19 protein-coding genes are annotated in these 19,227 nt (G+C 50.7%); all 19 read right to left on the bottom strand.

What is annotated here, in order from left to right; all coding sequences use genetic code 11:
- Positions 1-161: 161 nt before the first annotated feature.
- On the bottom strand, positions 162-1,082 hold the full coding sequence (locus VMT62_05475) for a PfkB family carbohydrate kinase (protein HVN95857.1): 921 nt from the start codon (positions 1,080-1,082) through the stop codon (positions 162-164).
- On the bottom strand, positions 1,079-2,407 hold the full coding sequence (gene ahcY / locus VMT62_05470) for an adenosylhomocysteinase (GenBank protein HVN95856.1): 1,329 nt from the start codon (positions 2,405-2,407) through the stop codon (positions 1,079-1,081). Before ahcY ends, VMT62_05475 begins: the two co-directional genes overlap by 4 nt.
- Before the next feature lie 55 nt (positions 2,408-2,462).
- Positions 2,463-3,617 (bottom strand): methionine adenosyltransferase, encoded by a 1,155-nt coding sequence (metK, locus tag VMT62_05465; GenBank protein ID HVN95855.1) that lies wholly within the window; start codon positions 3,615-3,617, stop codon positions 2,463-2,465.
- A 42-nt stretch (positions 3,618-3,659) separates the two neighbouring features.
- Positions 3,660-5,444: a phosphoenolpyruvate--protein phosphotransferase gene (ptsP, locus tag VMT62_05460; GenBank protein ID HVN95854.1), complete on the bottom strand. Its 1,785-nt coding sequence runs from the start codon at positions 5,442-5,444 to the stop codon at positions 3,660-3,662.
- Positions 5,441-5,707, bottom strand: coding sequence for an HPr family phosphocarrier protein (locus VMT62_05455; GenBank protein HVN95853.1), 267 nt, complete (start codon positions 5,705-5,707; stop codon positions 5,441-5,443). Before VMT62_05455 ends, ptsP begins: the two co-directional genes overlap by 4 nt.
- A gap of 5 nt (positions 5,708-5,712) precedes the next feature.
- Positions 5,713-6,123, bottom strand: coding sequence for a PTS sugar transporter subunit IIA (locus VMT62_05450; GenBank protein HVN95852.1), 411 nt, complete (start codon positions 6,121-6,123; stop codon positions 5,713-5,715).
- A gap of 210 nt (positions 6,124-6,333) precedes the next feature.
- Positions 6,334-7,179, bottom strand: a complete 846-nt coding sequence (gene rapZ, locus VMT62_05445; protein HVN95851.1) for an RNase adapter RapZ — start codon at positions 7,177-7,179, stop codon at positions 6,334-6,336.
- Entirely contained in the window at positions 7,176-8,201 is a 1,026-nt protein-coding gene (hprK, locus tag VMT62_05440) for an HPr(Ser) kinase/phosphatase (protein ID HVN95850.1), read from the bottom strand. Before hprK ends, rapZ begins: the two co-directional genes overlap by 4 nt.
- Before the next feature lie 26 nt (positions 8,202-8,227).
- On the bottom strand, positions 8,228-8,692 hold the full coding sequence (locus VMT62_05435; GenBank protein ID HVN95849.1) for a PTS sugar transporter subunit IIA: 465 nt from the start codon (positions 8,690-8,692) through the stop codon (positions 8,228-8,230).
- On the bottom strand, positions 8,689-9,213 hold the full coding sequence (raiA, locus tag VMT62_05430; GenBank protein ID HVN95848.1) for a ribosome-associated translation inhibitor RaiA: 525 nt from the start codon (positions 9,211-9,213) through the stop codon (positions 8,689-8,691). The genes VMT62_05435 and raiA overlap by 4 nt, the downstream gene beginning before the upstream one ends.
- 211 nt (positions 9,214-9,424) lie before the next feature.
- Positions 9,425-10,804, bottom strand: a complete 1,380-nt coding sequence (gene rpoN, locus VMT62_05425; protein HVN95847.1) for an RNA polymerase factor sigma-54 — start codon at positions 10,802-10,804, stop codon at positions 9,425-9,427.
- Complete coding sequence (gene lptB / locus VMT62_05420; protein ID HVN95846.1) at positions 10,788-11,534, bottom strand: LPS export ABC transporter ATP-binding protein; 747 nt, start codon at positions 11,532-11,534, stop codon at positions 10,788-10,790. Before lptB ends, rpoN begins: the two co-directional genes overlap by 17 nt.
- On the bottom strand, positions 11,534-12,445 hold the full coding sequence (lptC, locus tag VMT62_05415) for an LPS export ABC transporter periplasmic protein LptC (protein HVN95845.1): 912 nt from the start codon (positions 12,443-12,445) through the stop codon (positions 11,534-11,536). The genes lptB and lptC overlap by 1 nt, the downstream gene beginning before the upstream one ends.
- Before the next feature lie 51 nt (positions 12,446-12,496).
- Positions 12,497-13,465, bottom strand: coding sequence for a KpsF/GutQ family sugar-phosphate isomerase (locus tag VMT62_05410; GenBank protein ID HVN95844.1), 969 nt, complete (start codon positions 13,463-13,465; stop codon positions 12,497-12,499).
- Entirely contained in the window at positions 13,462-14,274 is an 813-nt protein-coding gene (kdsA, locus tag VMT62_05405) for a 3-deoxy-8-phosphooctulonate synthase (protein ID HVN95843.1), read from the bottom strand. The genes VMT62_05410 and kdsA overlap by 4 nt, the downstream gene beginning before the upstream one ends.
- Entirely contained in the window at positions 14,259-15,908 is a 1,650-nt protein-coding gene (locus VMT62_05400; protein HVN95842.1) for a CTP synthase, read from the bottom strand. Before VMT62_05400 ends, kdsA begins: the two co-directional genes overlap by 16 nt.
- On the bottom strand, positions 15,905-17,095 hold the full coding sequence (locus tag VMT62_05395) for a cofactor-independent phosphoglycerate mutase (protein HVN95841.1): 1,191 nt from the start codon (positions 17,093-17,095) through the stop codon (positions 15,905-15,907). The genes VMT62_05400 and VMT62_05395 overlap by 4 nt, the downstream gene beginning before the upstream one ends.
- A 59-nt stretch (positions 17,096-17,154) precedes the next feature.
- On the bottom strand, positions 17,155-18,441 hold the full coding sequence (locus VMT62_05390) for a homoserine dehydrogenase (protein HVN95840.1): 1,287 nt from the start codon (positions 18,439-18,441) through the stop codon (positions 17,155-17,157).
- The coding region (locus tag VMT62_05385) for an aminotransferase class I/II-fold pyridoxal phosphate-dependent enzyme (protein ID HVN95839.1) at positions 18,438-19,227 on the bottom strand (790 nt) is incomplete at its 5' end. The genes VMT62_05385 and VMT62_05390, both read right to left, overlap by 4 nt.

Here is a 19,227-nt window from a genome sequence, read left to right as displayed (position 1 = left end):
CGATGGGAAACTGCAAAGGAAGCTTACCTTCTCAAGAGAGGCCAGTTGATTCGTGAAGACCACAAGCGGAATAGAGAGCCGCGGTGGTAGGCAATAAACGGCGGCGCAGATGAGATTCCCGAACGAGCCTTTGGCCGCCACAAAAAAGCAATTGGTATCATTTACAATGTGCATTCACCGAACTGCATACACCCCTTGAACGCCGAGTAGCGCGTCCTGATCTCTTCGTACTCCAGCTTTTTGATCCGGTTGATACTGAAGTCCTCTACGTTGAAAGATGCCATGACCGTGCCCATAACGATGGCCTGTTTGATCGTCTCAAACCCCGCATCGCCCACATTGGCGAGATATCCCATGAATCCACCTGCGAAGGTATCGCCGGCTCCCGTAGGGTCAAAGACACTCTCCAGCGGGAAAGCAGGCGCGAGAAAAACTTCCTCTTCGTTCATCATGAAGACCCCGTATTCCCCTCGCTTAACCACCACACAGGTTGGCCCGCGGGCAATCAGCTTGCGGGCCCCCCTGACCAGATTGTACTCTTTTGAAATCTCTCTCAGTTCAGCCTCGTTGATGATGACCATGTGCACCTTTTCTATGACGTCCATGAGGCGATCGAACTTGTTCTCGATCCAGAAATTCATCGTATCGAGGACGATGGCTGTGGGTGCTTTCACCTGACTGATCACGTGAGCTTGCAATTCCGGATCGATATTGGCGAGGAAAAGAAACTCTGCCTCACGAAAGTCCTCAGGCACTCTGGGTTTGAAGTTCTCAATAACGTTCAGTTCGGTCTTGAGCGTGATGGCCTGGTTGAGATCGAAATTGTATTTCCCGTGCCATCTGAATGTCTTGCCCTTGCGGTCAACTTCGAGACCAGCCATGTCCACGTTACGCTCTTTCAGAAAGGCGATATCATCGAGCTGAAAATCTCGCCCTACCGTGGCGACGATGCCCACATCAGTGAAGAAACTTGCCGCATTGGTGAAGTGGAGTGCAGAGCCTCCAAGCACGTTCTCCACTTTGCCAAAGGGTGTTTCAATGGAGTCATAGGCCACGGTACCTGCCACGAGGAGCTTGATCATGTGCCCATCTCCCAGGATGTGAGGTATTTTTTCTGTTCGCTTGTCAGCCTGTCGATAGTAACGCCGGACGCCGCAAGTTTGAGCATTGCTACTCTCTGGTCAATCTCCTTGGGTACGGAATAGACCTTTTTCTCCAGCTTCTTCGCGTTCTTCCACATGTATTCGGAGCAGAGTGACTGGTTGGCAAAACTCATATCCATGACATCCGAGGGGTGGCCTTCGGCGGCAGCGAGATTGACAAGGCGTCCTTCGCCGAGGAGAAATATTTTCTTTCCGTCTGTGAGCGTGTATTCATCGATGAACTCTCTGAATCTCCTCTTCGACTTCTTCATCTTCTCTAACGCGTCGATATCTATCTCCACGTTGAAGTGGCCCGAATTGGCCACAATTGCGCCGTCTTTCATCTTTTTAAAGTGTTCTTTCCTGATAACGTGGATGTCACCGGTGGTTGTGACAAAAATATCCCCGAGCCTCGCTGCCTTGTCCATCTCCATGACCTCAAAACCATCCATGTGTGCTTCAAGCGCGCGAAGCGGATCGACCTCTGTGACGATGACGTGGGCGCCAAGCCCTTTGGCCCGCATAGATACTCCCTTGCCGCACCAGCCGTAGCCGGCAAGAACGAATGTGGCCCCGGCAAAGAGGATGTTTGTCGCCCTCAAGATGCCGTCGATCGTGCTCTGGCCTGTTCCATAGCGGTTGTCGAACATGTGTTTGGTCTGCGCATCGTTCACGGCCACCACGGGGAAGCGCAGGATATTTTCTTTCTCCATACTTTTCAGGCGGATCACACCGGTTGTTGTCTCCTCCATGGAGCCCGCAACACCCTCCACCAGAGATTTTTTCGACTTGGCATCGAGTTTCTTGACCCAATTCCTGATGGCGTCATGAAGCGCGTCATATTTTTCGAGGGCTATCATATGGAGCGCACCGACCAGGTCGGCCCCATCGTCCATGGTAATGTTGGGCATGAAAGCGAGCGCTTTCGTAATATGTTCGTAGTACTGCCTCTCATTTTCACCTTTTATTGAATAGGTTGGAATCTTGAAGTGCTTCACGATGGCCGCTGCCACGTCGTCCTGAGTGGACAGTGGGTTGGACGCGCAGACCGCCACGCTGGCCCCGCCCTGTTTCAGCGTTTTCACGAGGTTTGCCGTTTCCGTGGTCACGTGAAGACAACAGGAAATCCTCGCGCCTTTCAGCGGCTTTTCTTTCTTGAATCGTTCCTCAATCTTTTTCAATACAGGCATCCTTCTCTCAGCCCACTGGATGCGCTCCAAACCAGCGTCGGCGAGCTTCATATCCTTCACATCATAGTCCATCATAAACCTCCAAGTATTGATAGTGCTGCTCGTGTTGCATGTTGAGACCGATTGTTCATTATATTCCGGCTGCCTTGCGGATCGCCTCGACCATATCGAGTTTTTCCCAGGTAAAGGTATTCTCGGTTCTTCCGAAATGGCCCCCGCAGGCCGTCTTTTTGTATATGGGCCGCAACAGATCGAGTTTCTCGATAATCCTTCTGGGTCTCAGATCGAAGAGTTCGAGTACGATCTGAGAGATTCTGTCGGGGCTGATCTTTGACGTTCCCTCCGTATCGATCATAACGGAAACAGGTTTGGCCACGCCGATGGTATAAGCGACCTGGATTTCAAGCTTATCGGCTAAACCCGCGGCCACAAGGTTTTTTGCGATGTAGCGGGCCATATATGATGCGCTCCTGTCCACCTTGGAGGGGTCCTTGCCGGAGAAGGCGCCGCCGCCGTGACGGCCTCCGCCATAGGTATCAACAATAATTTTCCGACCGGTCATGCCGCAGTCGCCTTTGGGGCCGCCCACCACAAACCTCCCTGTGGAGTTGATATAGATCTTTGTCTTGGCGTCCATGAGCTCGGCTGGAATAATCTTCTTAATCACTTCTTCGGTGATCCCTTCTCTGATTTTTTCGATGGTCACGTCCGGGTTATGCTGTGCCGCGATGACAACAGAATCGACCCTTGCCGGCTTCTTATCGATGTACTCGATGGTCACCTGGCTCTTGCCGTCGGGCCGCAAGAAGTTGAGAATCCCTTTCTTTCGAACATCGGCAAGCCGCATCACGAGCTTGTGGGCATACATGATGGGCATTGGCATGAGTTCGGGGGTTTCGTTGCAGGCGTAGCCGAACATAAGCCCCTGGTCCCCGGCGCCCTGTTCGTGATCGGTCGATTCATTCACCCCCATTGCGATATCAGGTGATTGCTCGTCTATTGTCGTGAGGACCGCACAAGTTTCCCAATCGAAACCCATGGACGAATCATTATAGCCAATCTCCTTGACGGTTTGTCTCACGATTTCAGGGATATTTGCGTAACCGCTTGTGGTGATCTCGCCGCCCACCAGCGCGAGCCCGGTGGTAACGTATGATTCACAGGCTACCCGCGCTCTGGGGTCCTGTTCGATGATCGTATCGAGTATCGCGTCCGATATCTGGTCGGCAACCTTGTCGGGATGGCCCTCGGCCACCGATTCTGATGTATAAAGAAACCTGCTCATTCCCATTGTGTACCTCCTGTTTATTTTTAATTGAGAAACCTGCTAATCATCATGACTCTTGGCAAAATCCCCGGGGAACATCCGTGACATCTCGTTTCTGAGTAAGGCTTCCGCCTCCCTGGGGGAATCCTTTTTCATGATCTCCTCAAGGAGTTCCCTGCAATAGCTATGATCAAGACTTCGGATAACCTTCTTGGTCCTCGGGATCGAATAAGGGTTCATACTGATCTCGTCAAGGCCCAGGCCAAGAAGAACCGGTGCATAGAGCGGTTCCCCGGCCATTTCCCCGCACAGGGCGATGTCAATCTTGTTCGCATGCGCATCTTCAACGGATTTTTTGATCATCCTGATAACCGCCGGATGCAGGGGTTCATACAAGTAGGAGACGTATTCGTTGACGCGGTCAATGGCGAGCGTGTACTGGATGAGGTCATTTGTCCCGATGCTGAAAAAATCCACTTCCTGGGCGAGCTGGTCGCTCATGAGGCAGGCAGCGGGGACCTCGATCATGATGCCGAGCTTAATGTCTTTGTTATAGTCGATGCGTTTGCGACTCAATTCTTCCATACACTCGGCTATGATCGCCTTGGTCTTTCGCACCTCTTCGATGCCTGAGACCATGGGGATTAATATTCTCAAGGGTCCATAAGCGCTTGCCCTCAGGATGCCCATGAGCTGGGCCTTAAAGAGGGGGACCTCCTTTATGCACAACCGTATTGCCCGAAGACCCATAGCGGGGTTTATCTCTTTGGGCACGTTAATCTCCGAAACAAATTTATCGCCGCCGATATCAAGGGTCCGTATGGTCATATACTGGAGCACGCTATTTTCGGCCAGTTTCCGGTATATTTGATAATGGTCTGTCTCCGTGGGCAAGTCCTTTCTTGACAGATAGATATATTCCGTCCGGTAGAGCCCGATGCCCAATGCCCCGTATTTCTCTACAATGTCCATCTCCGCGAGCAGCTCTATGTTCGCCCCGACCTTGAGTTTGAAGCCGTCCTTGGTCTCTGATTTCAGACGGGCTACCTTCAAGAACTCCTTCTTCTGGCTTCTTAAGTGGAGTTGCTTGGCTATATACTCCTTCTGGACCTCTTTCGTGGGGTTGATAATGACAACCCCCTCATCGCCGTCAATGATAATCGTATCGTTGTTCTTTACAAGACTGGTGATGTTGCCCACGCCCACGACGGCGGGAATTTCGAGGGCTCGCGCCACAATGGAGGTGTGAGAAGTCCGTCCTCCCACGTCGGTGACGAAACCGGAAATCCTGTTCAAATTGAGTTGGATGGTGTCGGCCGGGGAGAGGTCATGGGCGATAATGATCGACTTTCCTTTCACGCTTCGGGTATCGATATCCGGTGTTTTTCCTTTTACGAGAATCCTCGCGAGCCTCTCATAGATATGTTTAATGTCCTGGCCTCGCTCCCTAAGATAAGGATCCTCAACCTTGTCGAAACTCGCCCGGAACTTGGAGACCACGATATCGAGGGCCCACTCGGCGTTTATCTTTTCCTGCCGGATCATATCGATAACACTCTGAGAGAAGAAATCATCCTGAAGAATCATCATGTGAGCGTCGATAATAAAGGCATGTTTCTTTACATCGGCATCCGGTATGGTCTCCTGAATGCTTTTCAGCTCGTCTACGGATCTTTGGATGGCATTCTTCAAGCGGTGGATTTCCTTTTCTATGGAGACATCCTTGATGCTGCGCTTGGGAATGGATATGGCCCCCCGGTCGAGAAGATAGACCTTTCCCGTGGCGATGCCCGAGGAAACCCCGGACCCCTTCAACTGTTTGCTAATGAATAGCTCGTCACTCATTCTTCGTGAAACCCGTCATTAATTAACGATTCAAGTTCATCAAAAGCCTTCTTCTCGTCCTCTCCTTCGGTTTTGAGCACTATCTTGCTGCCCAAAGGGCAGGCGAGCATCAGAAGGCCCATAATACTCTTACCGTTCACCTGCATGTCGTCTTTTTCTACCCATACGTTAGCCTTGAATTCGGCTGCCTTTTTTACGAACGTGGCAGCCGCACGGGCATGAAGGCCAAGCCTGTTTCTAATGGTGAGTATCCCCTCGAGCATGGACGCTATTCCTTCTTCCGCGCCTTGAGAACGTCCGTAGCGAGGCAGATATTCCTCTGCCCATACTGGGTAATAAATGCGGCCAACTCATCAAGAGTCTTTTCTTCCCGTAGGGTGACGAGCTTGATGAGCATGGGTAGATTCACCCCTGCCACCACCTCGACCTTTCCTGCTTCGAGGAAGGAGAGGCTTATATTAGACGGCGTACCCCCGAACATGTCCGTCAGGATGATGACGCCGTCACCCGCATCAGTTTTTTTCAACGATTGGACGATCTTCTCTTTAAGGGTGTCCACGTTCGCATCGGGAAACACGTCCACGGCCTCAAATTGTTTCTGCTTTCCCACGATCAGTTCGGTGGCTGCAACCATTTCCTTTGCGAGATTAAAATGGGCCACAACGATAAGGCCTGTCATGCCGGCTCCTTTATCAGGGGCTCACGTCGCCCCCTCCACGAGCTAAGCACCACCCGCACGCGGGTACCCGGCCTCCCCCTCTCGCCCGCCGTGCGGGCTAAGGGTTTGGTCCATAGGTATCTCATGTGCACGTTTTTCATAATCTTACGCACCTATCACGCGCCCGCTCGTTCCACCCCATTGATCTGTAGGGGCTTAAAGCACCCCATGCTATTTTTCGATATCTCTGTGAACGGTCGATACATTATAACCCATTACCATAAGTTTATCGGCCAATTCGTTCGCAACAAAAACCGATCTGTGTTTTCCGCCGGTGCATCCAAGACAGACGGTGAGATAACTTTTGCCCTCGTTCTCGAACAAAGGTATAAGGTACAACAAAAAGTCGGAAAGAAAAAGAAAATATTTCCGGAACATAGCGTGAGACTTGATGAACTCGCCCACTTCCGGAGAAAGGCCTGTTTTCTCCCTCAGCCCCTCAACAAAAAAGGGGTTAGGTAAGAACCTCACGTCGAGGACCATGTCGGCCTCCGGAGGAATTCCATGGCCATACCCAAAAGACATGAGGTTGATTTTCATCCGTTGTTGTTCTCCCCCGTATTTCTTGAGAACAAACCGCCGTAACTCATGGGGGGTGAGATGCGTCGTGTCGATGACCTGGTCTGCCATATCTCTGATCCAGTGAACGAGATTCCTTTCCTCTTTCAACGCATCTTTGATGTTCGACGTATTGTAGAGCGGATGCGACCTTCTCGTTTCTCTGTACCGTCTGAGCAGAGTATCTTCCGAACTTTCAAGAAAGATGATCTTCGCGCCGAACCTGCTCTTGATCTCTTTGAGTACATCCCTTCCTTCGTCGAAAAATTCCCGTTCTCTCACATCCACAACAAAGGCACAATTGGCGATCTTGTCACCGGCGTCCTTATAAAGTTCCAAGAACCTGGGGAGGAGCGTGAGAGGAAAATTGTCCACACAGAAGTATCCGATGTCTTCAAGCGCCCTGACAAAGGTTGTCTTTCCCGAGCCTGATATACCGCTTACAACGAGGACATTCATGACTGACTGCCGCCTTCCATGGATTTGAACATACGCTTTTCAAGCTCTATCGCCGTATTGATACCCTGTTTCCGCAGAATGTGGTTTCTGCAAGCAAGTTCTATAATTGCCGATACGTTCTTCCCCGAACTGATGGGGATCTTCACGTAAGGGAGATCCACCCCGAGGAGTTTGTATTGATCTTCCTTGAGGCCCACGCGTTCACAGTCTACCGTATTGTCCCAGTCGAAAAGCTCGATCACGAGATCGATCCTTTTCTTGTCGATGATCGCGGCAACTCCAAACAGTTGACGGATATCGACGATCCCCACGCCACGAATTTCCAAAAGGTTCCTAATCATATCGGGCGCTTCCCCGTATATGTCGATAGCACCGATCCGCTTCGCGTTTACGGCATCATCCACCACAAGCCGATGCCCTCTCATGATCAGTTCAAGGGCGTTCTCGCTTTTTCCTATACCGGGTCTCCCCACAATAAGCGCTCCGAGTCCCAGCACATCCATGAGCACACCGTGCACGGTGGTAGACGGAGCCAGTCTTTCCTCAAGAAGCTTTGTGATCCTGTCTATGAACACCGATGTGACGAGCGGGGTTCTGAGCACTGGTATGCCTTTTTCTTCCGCTGCGACAAGGAAGTAATCGGGCACTTTGAGATTGCGTGTCACAATGAAGCAAACCACATTGTTCTTACAGAGTTCTTTTATAATTCTCTTACTTTCCGTTTCGGGCAGGGATCTCAGGTAGGAGATTTCGATATTGCCGAGGATCTGTACCCTGTGCGGATGAAGGTAAACCATATGACCGGTAATGACGAGCCCCAGTTTTTGGATCCTTGGATTGTATATCTTTCGGGAAAGACCTCTCTGCCCCGAAAGAACCTCCAGTTCCAATCCGTAGACTGTATCTTCTTTGAGTTCTTTTACTGTTATCCCCTTCATCTCTTTCATCTTTCCGAGTAAAAAGCGGCTCGTATCGTTTGATGTGAAGGGCGGATGGGTATAGAGGCCGACGCATCCCCGCATTCACGCGTATTCTTTGGTCACGACCGTTACGAAAGAGTGTCGTCTACTGCAATAATCTCCGCATATATATCATGCGCATCTGTCATGTTCAGCATCCGTTTTCTGAAAGACTGGTCTCTCAAGACTTTTGAAATGCGCGACAACACCTTCAGGTGCAAGCCGGCTGATTCTTCGGGGGCAAGGACCAAAAAGAAGATATGAACGGGCTTCTCATCGACCGCATCGAAATTCACACCTTTTTGGGACCGACCCACTGCGCAAAGAACCGATCTGAGATTCTTCATTTTTCCATGGGGAATGGCCACACCGTCACCGATTCCGGTAGAACCGAGCTTTTCCCTTTCCATGATGATATTTACCGCACCGTCTACATCGGAAAGCAGGTGGGCTTTCTCGAGGGGCAAAACGAGCTCAAGAAGAACGTCTCTCTTGGTTGTTCCTTTTATGTCGGCTATCACACATGATTCTTTTAATATATCGGCCAGTTTCAAGGTTTCTTTCCCGTTGTTTCTATGAGGCTGTATTTTCCGTCTCTCCGTTTGTATACGATACAGACGTTGTCCCTTTCTCTTTCACGGAATATCATGAATTGGTCTCCGGAAGCACGTAGCTGCATAACCGCTTCTTCGGGATCCATGGGTTTGGCGTCCATGGTTTTCGTTATGATGATGCTCGATTCCTCTTTTTCGGGCACTCCGCCGGGACGCTTGGTCTTCGCTTCTCTGTATTTCTTTAGTTTGTCTCTGTATTTCGTCAGTCTCCTTTCAAGCTTGTCAAGGATCGTATCCACGGCAGCCCGCGGATCATCCATTGTCTCGTGAGCGTTAATGACCACCCCGTTTACCGTAAACATGACATCGACCCTGTAGCGGTATTTTCTTTCGAGGGAGAGCACGACGTGTATATCGAGAAGAGGCTCCACGTACTTTTGAAGCCTGGCCATCTTTTCCTCTATGTAAGCCTTTATTCCATCATCCACGTCGATATGTCTGAAGCTTATCGAAATATCCATATGACCTCCCTGATAAAAATAAGGTTGGCTGGCACCAACCCCACTATCAAATTAGCAGATAAACGGTCCTATGTCAATCCAATTCATTGAAAATATTAAGCTAATTAGGACTTCGACATCAATTCGTATTGAGTGCGGTAAGTAAAAAGTGTAACCCCAACCCCTTTGGCTTCGTTTAAACATGGTCTTAAGGGTTAAGCGCGAGGAAGGATTAATCGAGAAGCGCTCTTTCTCTGGAAGAACGTATGTTGAGTATGTCCCGGTATTTCGCTATTGTCCTGCGAGCAATCCGGACGTTCTGTCTCTGCCTCAAGACAGATGCTATTTCATCATCGGTAAGCGGTTTGCGCTTGTCCTCGTTCTTGACCATTTCTGCGATGAAATCCATCACGACATTCGTAGAGAGGGCCTCACCCTCGCTTTTGCTGATACTTGTGGGAAAGAAGAATTTGAGTTCGTAAACCCCGTGGGGCGTGCTCATATATTTGCTCGTCGTAATGCGGCTCACCGTGGACTCGTGGACACCCACATCCTGAGCCACGTCTTTGAGAATAAGAGGTTTGAGCGAGCGGAGCCCCTTTTCAAAGAACTCATCCTGAAACCGTACAATACTTTTCGCAACGAGGTAGAGGGTTCTTTGCCTTTGCTGAATGCTTTTGATAAACCATTCAGCCTGCCTTACCTTGTTCTTGATGTATCTTCGCGTCTCGCCGCCCACCTTTTTGTCGGCGTATAGATTGATATAGTATCTATTGAGCTTGAGTTCCGGCACGTCATCGTCATTGAGAAAAACCTCGAACCCTTCTTCTGTCTTGACCACGTAAACGTCAGGAACAATGTAGGAAGTAAATTCGTCACCAAAATTTCTTCCCGGCTTTGGGTCAAAATGTTTGAACTTGTCGAGGACTTTCTTTACGAGTTCAAGAGGATATCCTGTAGCCTTGGCAATGGCTTTAATATTATTGTTCTGAAAGTAGTTGAAATAGGAGGCAACAATATGCTCAAAAATCGGATCCTTTTCCCCGCTTGCCTCATATTGGAGAAGGATACATTCCTTGAGATCTCGCGCTCCTACCCCTGACGGTTCAAGCTTTTGGACCTTCTTAAGCACCCTTTCTATGGGCTCTAAACCGAAACCGGAGTCTTTGGAGATCTCCTCCAGGGTACATACGAGATACCCGTTATCGTCAATATTTTCGATGATCCACTCGGCAGTAAGTCGTTCCTCGGAATCAAAATCGGAAAGCCCCACCTGCCACCGCACATGATCTCTGAGGTTGTAGGTTTTTCGGATACTGTTTTCGTAATCGGGCAATTCCCCCCTGTCTTCCCGCGGGGTATAGTCCTCGGAAGGGGAAAAACGCTCGAGCCAATCGGCGATATCCTCTTTGTCCTCTGTTTCTTTGGCTGCTTCCTGTACGGAATTCTCTCCGGCCTCCTCGGTTATTTCAAGGATCGGATTTTCCTTCATCTCCTGTTCAATCGCCTCAGTAAGTTCCAGCTTGGACAGCTGGAGAAGCTTGATGGCCTGTTGGAGCTGCTGAGTCAGAACAGGCGAAAGTTTTTGAGTCTGTTTAAGTTCCAGTGCCAATGTAAAATTCCTCTCCTAAATAAACCTCTCTCACGATCCTGTCCTGCGCAATATTCTCGGGGGTCCCTTCAAGGAGCACCCTGCCGTTGTTCACCACGTAGGCCCTGTCGCAAATAGGCAAGGACTCCCGCACGTTGTGATCGGAAAGGAGTATCCCGATGTCCTTTATTTTCAAACTATTGATGATCTTGCGCAAATCCGACACAGAAATGGGGTCGATACCGGAAAAGGGCTCGTCAAGGAGCATGAACCGGGGCGATGTCATGAGCGCCCGGGCGATCTCCAGTCGTCTCCTCTCGCCTCCCGAGAGCGATTCCGCATTATTTTTTGACAGGTGTTCGAGTTTAAATGATTCGAGCAGTTCCATGATCTTATGATCTACCATATCTTCTTTGCCTACGTTCAGAAATTCGAGTATGGATCTCAGATTGTCAGCGACACTCATTTTCTTGAAGACCGACGGTTCCTGCGGCAGATAAGTAATACCTTTGCGCGCCCTCATGAACATCGGTAAATCGGTTATATCTTCATTGTTGAGCAGAATCTTTCCCGCATTTGGTTTGATAAAGCCGATGATCATGTAGAATGTGGTTGTCTTACCCGCGCCGTTCGGCCCGAATATCCCGACGATTTCTCCGTTATTGATATGTATGTTTACCTCATCAACAACCTTTCTACCGTTGTACGATTTTGATATGGATTGCGCCGCGAGCGTTGAAACTGGAATCATTAATTTGTAACCCTTACCCTTGGTTTGTTCACGGATATTTTACCCTCACCGGTAGTATATACAACGGATTCGCCTTCCATCTCCACATTATCTTTGGTGACCCTCGGCGAATTTGTGAATACTATCTTACCTTGCTTAAAATGATATACCGCCTTTTCACTTTTAGCAACAGTTCCCTTGGAAAGCACGCGCACGTTGCCATAGGCCTCAATCCTATCCAGATCCTTGCCGGCGGTGAAAATAAGGAGTCTATCAGCGAGCAGGTTCAAGTCTTCGCCGCGTAATATGACCTTACCTTCCAGAACATACAGATTATCCTTGAAATGATACGTAAGTACATCGGTTTGAAACTTGTACCTTGCCTTCTCGGTTGTGACGATACCCGATACATCGGTCTCGAGCCTCACGGTCTCCTGCTTGGTATTTGCCGTGAGGCCGATACCTTGCATAGTCAATTTGTTCCCCGTGATGTGAACCGGCGCCTTGGTGAAAGTGGTGCCGTTCTTAAAATCGAAATTCATATAAGAGCTGGTGAGCGTATATTCCCCTTTATAAAGCACGCTGACATTTTCCACGCTCCCACTCTCTTTTTCCGTATCCATGGCGCCTTTGGTCCCCGCGAACGTGACGAGCGTCCCCTCCTGAGGCTTGTATTGACCGGAAAGGTTTTCAAGCTCGATTAACGGTTTATCTATATATTTGCGGGCCACCTTGGCCTTGATTTCCCAGTCTACGACGCCCTTTTTTTCCCCCGAATAGGTTACGTCCTTGAAGACGATAACCTGTTTCTCTTTAGCTTCCGGGCGATGGGAAATCTTATCGGGCTTTCTTACAAAGAAATAGAGCGCGAGGATGAGACTTGATACGATAAATCCCAAAGCGATATAAATAGTGATCTTTCTGTTTCCCATAGATACTTACCATAACATAGCGGCGCCGGTTTCATGCTCAATGCGTAACGCTCAAACCACTTTTGCTTTTAACAGATCGTGGATGTGGATAATGCCCACAGGCCCTCTTCCTTCTTCATCGCCCGCCACAAATAGTGACGTGATGGAGTAATCCTCCATCTTCTTGAGTGCGTGGGCCGCGAGATCATCTTTGTGTATGAGTTTCGGATTTGCAGTCATGACATCGGAAGCCTTTTTTTCGAGAAGCGTCTTGTCGTATTTCTCAATAGCCCTTCTTAAGTCCCCGTCGGTAATCACGCCAAGAAGTTCTTCGTTTCTGCCGTACACGCCGGCAACACCAAGCCTTTTGGAGGTGATCTCGAGAATGGCCTCCTTCATGGTCGCGTCCTCGTATATTTTGGGAATGGCGCTACCCGTATGCATGAGGTCTTGAACCCGTAAAAGCAGTCTTCTTCCTATGGCCCCGCCCGGGTGCAATGAAGCAAAGTCCTCGATCTTGAAGCACCTCTTTTCCATAAGGGTAATAGCGAGGGCATCCCCCAAAGCAAGGGTGGCGGTCGTGCTCGAGGTGGGCACCACGTTGTAAGGACACGCCTCGTCTACATCCACCTTCAATACCACGTCCCCGTACGTGGCAATCGTGGAGCCGGTGACTCCGGTAATAATGATAGTTGGGATATCCATGCGCTTGACCCACGAAAGTATCCTGATGATCTCCTCGGTCTCGCCGCTGTTGCTCACGATGATCAGCGCGTCCCCTTTCTGCAACATGCCGAGGTCGCCATGGAGCGAATCTGCGGGGTGAAGAAACATCGCAGGCGTTCCCGTGCTCGAAAGCGTGGAGGCGATCTTCTTGCAGATGAGGCCGGATTTGCCCATACCGGTCAGCACCACCCTCCCGGTACAGCCGTCGATGATATCAACAGCGTTGTCGAAGTCCTCCCCCAAACCCTCCATGACATGGAGAATGGCTTCCGCTTCTTTCCTCAAAACATCCTTGCCGCGGTTAAGAAAACTCATAAGGCACCTTCAATGTTTCTGAGCGTCTCAAGGTAGCGGGGCAGATCATCGAGGGACACGGAGTTCTCTCCGTCGCAGAGTGCTTCCGAGGGGTTAACGTGCACCTCCATAAAAATGGCGTCTACCCCGACAGCCATGGCAGCCTTAGCCAGGGGGAATACAAACTCAGGTTCGCCTCCTGAAGACGAACAGAGCGCGCCCGGCTTCTGCACGCTGTGGGTCGCATCGAACACAACAGGATATCCGAAGGATTTCATGATCGGGATGGCCCGGAAATCATTTACCAGTGTGTTATAGCCGAAGGATGTTCCCCGCTCGGTAACCATGATGTTCCTGTTGCCCGTAGATTCCACCTTTTCAATCACATGCTTCATGTCGTAAGGCGACAAAAACTGTCCTTTCTTCACGTTCACCGCCTTGCCCGACCTTCCGCAGGCAAGAAGGAGGTCGGTCTGCCGGGAGAGAAGCGCCGGCACCTGCAGTACGTCCACGACTTCCGCCGCCGCCGCCGCCTCCTGAGTTGTGTGTACATCGGTCAAGATGGGTATGTTGAACAGTTCCTGGACTTCCGATAATATTTTGAGTCCCTCTTCAATGCCCGGACCTCGGAAGTTCATAAGCGACGTCCTGTTCGCCTTGTCATAAGATGATTTGAAAATAAACGGGATGCCAAGGGCTTGTGTTATACCGGTCACCCTCTCGGCAATCCTCAAGACGATCTCTCTTCCCTCGATCACGCAGGGACCTCCGATAAAGACAAAAGGTTTCTTTCCCAGAGTGACGTTGCCTACGGCTACTTCTTTGCCCATGCCTGTCTGTCCTCTTTATGGCGTAGTGAAGCCTTTATGAAGTCCCGAAACAAAGGATGCGGGGCAAATGGCTTGGACTTGAATTCGGGATGGAACTGGCATCCGAGAAACCACGGATGGTCCTTAAGCTCAATGATTTCCACAAGGGTCCTGTCGGGCGATATGCCGGAGATCGTCACACCGCTGTCTTCTAGCCTTTCGCGGAATTTCACGTTAAACTCGTATCTGTGCCTGTGACGCTCGTGGATCAAGTCTTTGCCGTACGCCTTGTGTGCGAGGCTACCCAGGGTTAGCTGGCAAGGATAAGCCCCGAGACGCATGGTCCCGCCCAGATCGGAAAACTTGTCCCGTCGTTGCAGTTCGTTGTTTCTGTCAACCCATGTTTCGATAAGGTATATGATCGGATAGGGCGTCGTTGGATTGAATTCGCAGGAGTTTGCATCCTTGCATCCGGCAAGATGGCGTGCTATCTCAACCGCGGCAAGCTGCATGCCAAGACAGAGACCGAAATAGGGAACCTTCTTTTCGCGGGCGTGAGCTATGGCGTTGATCTTTCCTTCTATGCCCCTGTCGCCGAAGCCGCCAGGCACGAGGATGCCATCGACATCGAGCAACTCGGACGTAAGGCTCTTTTCCAGGTCCTCGGAATCTATGTAGTGGACATTGACCTTGCAGTTATTTGCTATGCCGCCGTGAACGAGCGCCTCGTTCAAGCTTTTATAAGAGTCTTTCAGCTTTACATACTTTCCCACGAGCGCTATATCGACCTGATGCTTCGGGTTATTAATCGTGTTGACAATGCCCTCCCATCGGGAAAGGTCAGGCTTTTTGGCCCATATATTGAGCTGCTTGGTGATCTTTTCATCAAGGCCCTCGTTATGGTATACCATGGGAACTTCGTAAATGTTCCCCACATCCTTTGCGGCTATGACGGCATCTTTGTCCACGTTGCAGAACAGGGATATCTTATCTTTGAGCCCCTGAGACAGGACCCTCTCTGTCCTGCAAAGCAAGATATCCGGCTGGATACCTATTTCCCGGAGCTCCTTGACGCTGTGCTGAGTGGGTTTGGTCTTCATCTCGTCAGCTGTTTTGATAAAAGGCACGAGGGTGAGGTGGATAAAAAGGGAATTCTCTTTTCCGAGATCATTGCGAAGCTGGCGTATGGCCTCAAGAAAGGGGAGGCTCTCGATATCTCCGACTGTGCCCCCTATCTCCACGATGACCACATCGATACCGTCATCCACGTCGAGGATCCTGCTCTTGATTTCATCGGTGATGTGAGGGATGACCTGAACCGTTCCTCCCAGGTACTCACCTCTTCGTTCTTTGGATATGACCGTATCATAGACCTGGCCCGTAGTGAAGTTACATCGCTTCGAAATGACCGCGTTGGTGAACCGTTCATAGTGGCCAAGGTCGAGGTCGGTTTCCGCGCCGTCCTCGGTGACAAAAACCTCGCCGTGCTGAAAGGGATTCATGGTCCCCGGATCCACATTAATGTAGGGATCAAGTTTCTTAATCATCACATTGAGACCGCGCGATTCGAGGAGCGCCCCGATCGATGCCGAGGCCAGACCCTTTCCAAGAGAGGAAACCACACCGCCTGTTACGAATATGAACTTTTGTCTCATGGTTTTTGTCCTTGTGTGAGAATAGTGATCATTTCTTCGCCGCTTATTACTGTATCACCGGTGCGCTCGTCGTATCCTGTTTCGCAACCCCTGACTTTCCTGTTCGCGTCATATATGACGAAAGGCACGGGTTGCGCGTAATGGGTCTTCATGGAGATAGGAGTCGCGTGATCGGTAACGATGAGAAACCTGGCCGTATCGCGCGCTTTTTGAAAAAGCTCGCCCACGACAAGCGAGTCGATGCGCTCGATGGCCTTGATCTTCTCTTTCACATCGCCGTTGTGGGAGGCTTCATCAGGGGCTTCGATATGAACGTAGACGATATCGTGGTCTTTAAGGAGCGCTAAAGCCTTATTCGCCTTGGCGCCATAATCAGTATCAAGATAGCCTGTGGCGCCCGCCACATATGGAGCATCGAAACCGGCGAGCCTGCTTACCCCTTTTACCAGGTCCACGGCAGCGACCGTGGCGCCTTTGAGGTGGAATTTTCCTGCAAAAGGAGGCAGTACGGTCTTCTTGCCCTGGCCCCAGAGCCATATGCTGTTGGCGGATAGCTTGCCTGCCTTCTTTCTTAGCTCATTAACGGGATGGCTGCCAAGCAACTTTTGTGATGCCTTCATCAACCCGAGGGCAGTTAAGGCCGCCTCGCCTTTGGGCAGATACTCACCTATCTGTCTGCCGGTGATATCGTGGGGTGGCGTTGAACTCATCTGCCATTTCCCATTCCTCCAGACCATGATATGGCGATAACTGACGCCCGGAAAAAACTCGAACTCATCGCGCCCTAACGCCTCGTTCAAGGCGTTGATCAGGACTTTTGCCTCCTCTGTCGTAACGTGGCCCCCGCTGTAATCTGCCATGATTGTATGATCAGGGTTCATATCGAGGCTCACGAGATTACACCTGAAGGCCACGTCCAAATCCCTGAGCTCAATACCCATGCCTGCGGCCTCGATGGGCGCCCGTCCCGTGTAATACTCGGCGGGGTTGTATCCGAATATGGACATGGCGGCAACGTCGCTCCCCGGTGAGAAACCCTGAGGCACCGTACTCACCTTGCCGCAGAAGCCGTCTTTTGCCATCATGTTCATGAAGGGTTTATGGGCGGCCATAAGCGGCGTCTTTCCGCCGAGTTCATCAAGGGGGAAATCGGCCATCCCGTCGCCGATGATTACTATGTACTTCATTTATAGAACCTTCCTCTGCAAGAACAACTGCAACACCATGTTAGGTAGGCCTTTGACGCCTACAGGTTGCCCTCTTCGATCCTTATATGAACGCTTTGGCCGTGGATGAAGGGCAGCTTGTCAATTTCCGCTTTGGCCGCTTTCAGATCTTTTTCCACGGCTTCGTGCGTGAGCATAACGATGGGCACATAACCGCTTTCTTTCCTTTCTTTTTGCGTCACCGCCGAGATGCTGATTCTGTAATGGGCCAGAATGCCCGATACCTTGGAGAGCACACCCGGGCTGTCCTGAGCCGTGCAGCGCATATAATAAGGAACCTGGAAAGGCTTTACGCCCTTTGTTCTCAATCTTTTCCCCTGAACGAAACTCGTGCGGTGGTTCGTCTTCGACTGAATCCTCAAAGCCATGTCCACTATGTCGCTCACCACCGCGCTTCCCGTGGGCTCGCTTCCCGCTCCCTTTCCGTAAAAGAGTGTTGGCCCAACTTTATCGCCGACCACGTACGCTGCGTTAAAGACGCCATTCACACTGCTCATGGGGTGGGCAATGGGTATCATAGCCGGTTCCACACGGGCCTCGACGGACCCGTTCGCTTCTCTGGCCACACCAAGCAATTTGATTTTATAGCCGAATTCTCTGGCGAATCTGATATCGATCGGCTCGATCTTAGATATACCCGCGGTGATGACATCCTCCATGCGTACAGGATGAGAAAAAGCCAGCCTCGCCAGAATACAGAGCTTGTGCGCGGCATCGATGCCTTCTATATCGAATGTGGGGTCTTTTTCGGCAAAACCAAGTTTCTGCGCCTCACGAAGTGCATCACGAAAGGCGATACCCTCTTCCGTCATTCTGGTCAGGATATAATTGGACGTGCCGTTAAGTATCCCGAGCAGATAGGTGATCCTGTTCCCCACGAGTCCTTCTCGTATTGCGCGAATAACCGGGATGCCGCCGCACACGGATGCCTCAAACCCTATTTCGCCGCGGTTCTTTTCTGCAATCTTCATGAGTTCCTGCCCTTTTTCCGCGAGAAGGGCCTTGTTCGCCGTGACCACCCACTTACCCTGTTCGAGGGCGCTCCTGATGAATTCATATGCAGGGTGTATACCCCCGATCAATTCAACAACGATATGAACATCTTTGTCTTCTATAAGTTTCGTCGCGTCTGTCACCATCCGAGCCGGTACGCGGTGCTTTCTGATTTTCGCCGGGTCAGTCTCGGCGATTCTTACAACCTCTGCGTCTAGACCGGTCCTCTGCCTGATCAGGGATCGGTTCTCCGTCAGGATTCCCAATGTTCCCGCTCCCACCGTTCCAAGACCTATAATACCGACGCCTATCATATGTGTTTTGAAGACTTAAGAAAGTTTTTGATGCCCTTAATTGCCTGTTTTATTCTGTGTTCGTTTTCGATGAGTGCAAAACGAACATACCCTTCACCATATTCGCCGAAGCCTGTCCCGGGCGAGATTGCCACCTTGGCTTCCTGAAGAATCAGTTTTGAAAACTCAACGGAGCCCATGGACGCAAATTGCTCGGGGATTTTTGCCCAAACGAACATAGTCCCTTTAGGCTTTTCCACCTTCCAGCCTCCCCTCGTTAATCCCTCGCACAGGGCATCCCGTCTTTTCCTGTATATCTCGGTGATCCCGAGGACATCCTCATCGCCCTCGTTTAAAGCGATGATGGAGGCGATCTGAATGGGCTGGAACATACCATAATCAAAGTAGCTCTTGATCCGGGCCAGGGCGTTGACCATCTGCCGGTTTCCCACAGCGAAGCCCACCCGCCATCCGGGCATACTGTAGCTTTTCGAGAGGGAGTAAAACTCGACGCCCACGTCCTTGGCGCCCTTGGCCTGAAGGAAGCTCGGGGCCCGATAGCCGTCGAATACGAGATCGGCGTATGCGAGATCGTGAACCACCATGAGGTTATGTTCCTTGGCAAATGCCACGATCTTTTCAAAAAAGGCGAGATCAACCACTTCGGTCGTGGGATTATTCGGGAAGCTGAGAATGAGCATACGGGGCAGAGGCCACGTAGTTCTTGTGGCAATATTCAACCGGTCAAAAAACTCTTCCTTTGGCTGAAGCTGTATGGTCCTCAGATCTCCGCCCGCTATGACAACC

This window comes from Syntrophorhabdaceae bacterium (assembly GCA_035541755.1).
Classification (GTDB): domain Bacteria; phylum Desulfobacterota; class Syntrophorhabdia; order Syntrophorhabdales; family Syntrophorhabdaceae; genus PNOF01.
The sequence above is the reverse complement of the archived record's forward strand: the minus strand, read 5'-3'. Positions and strand labels throughout refer to the sequence as shown.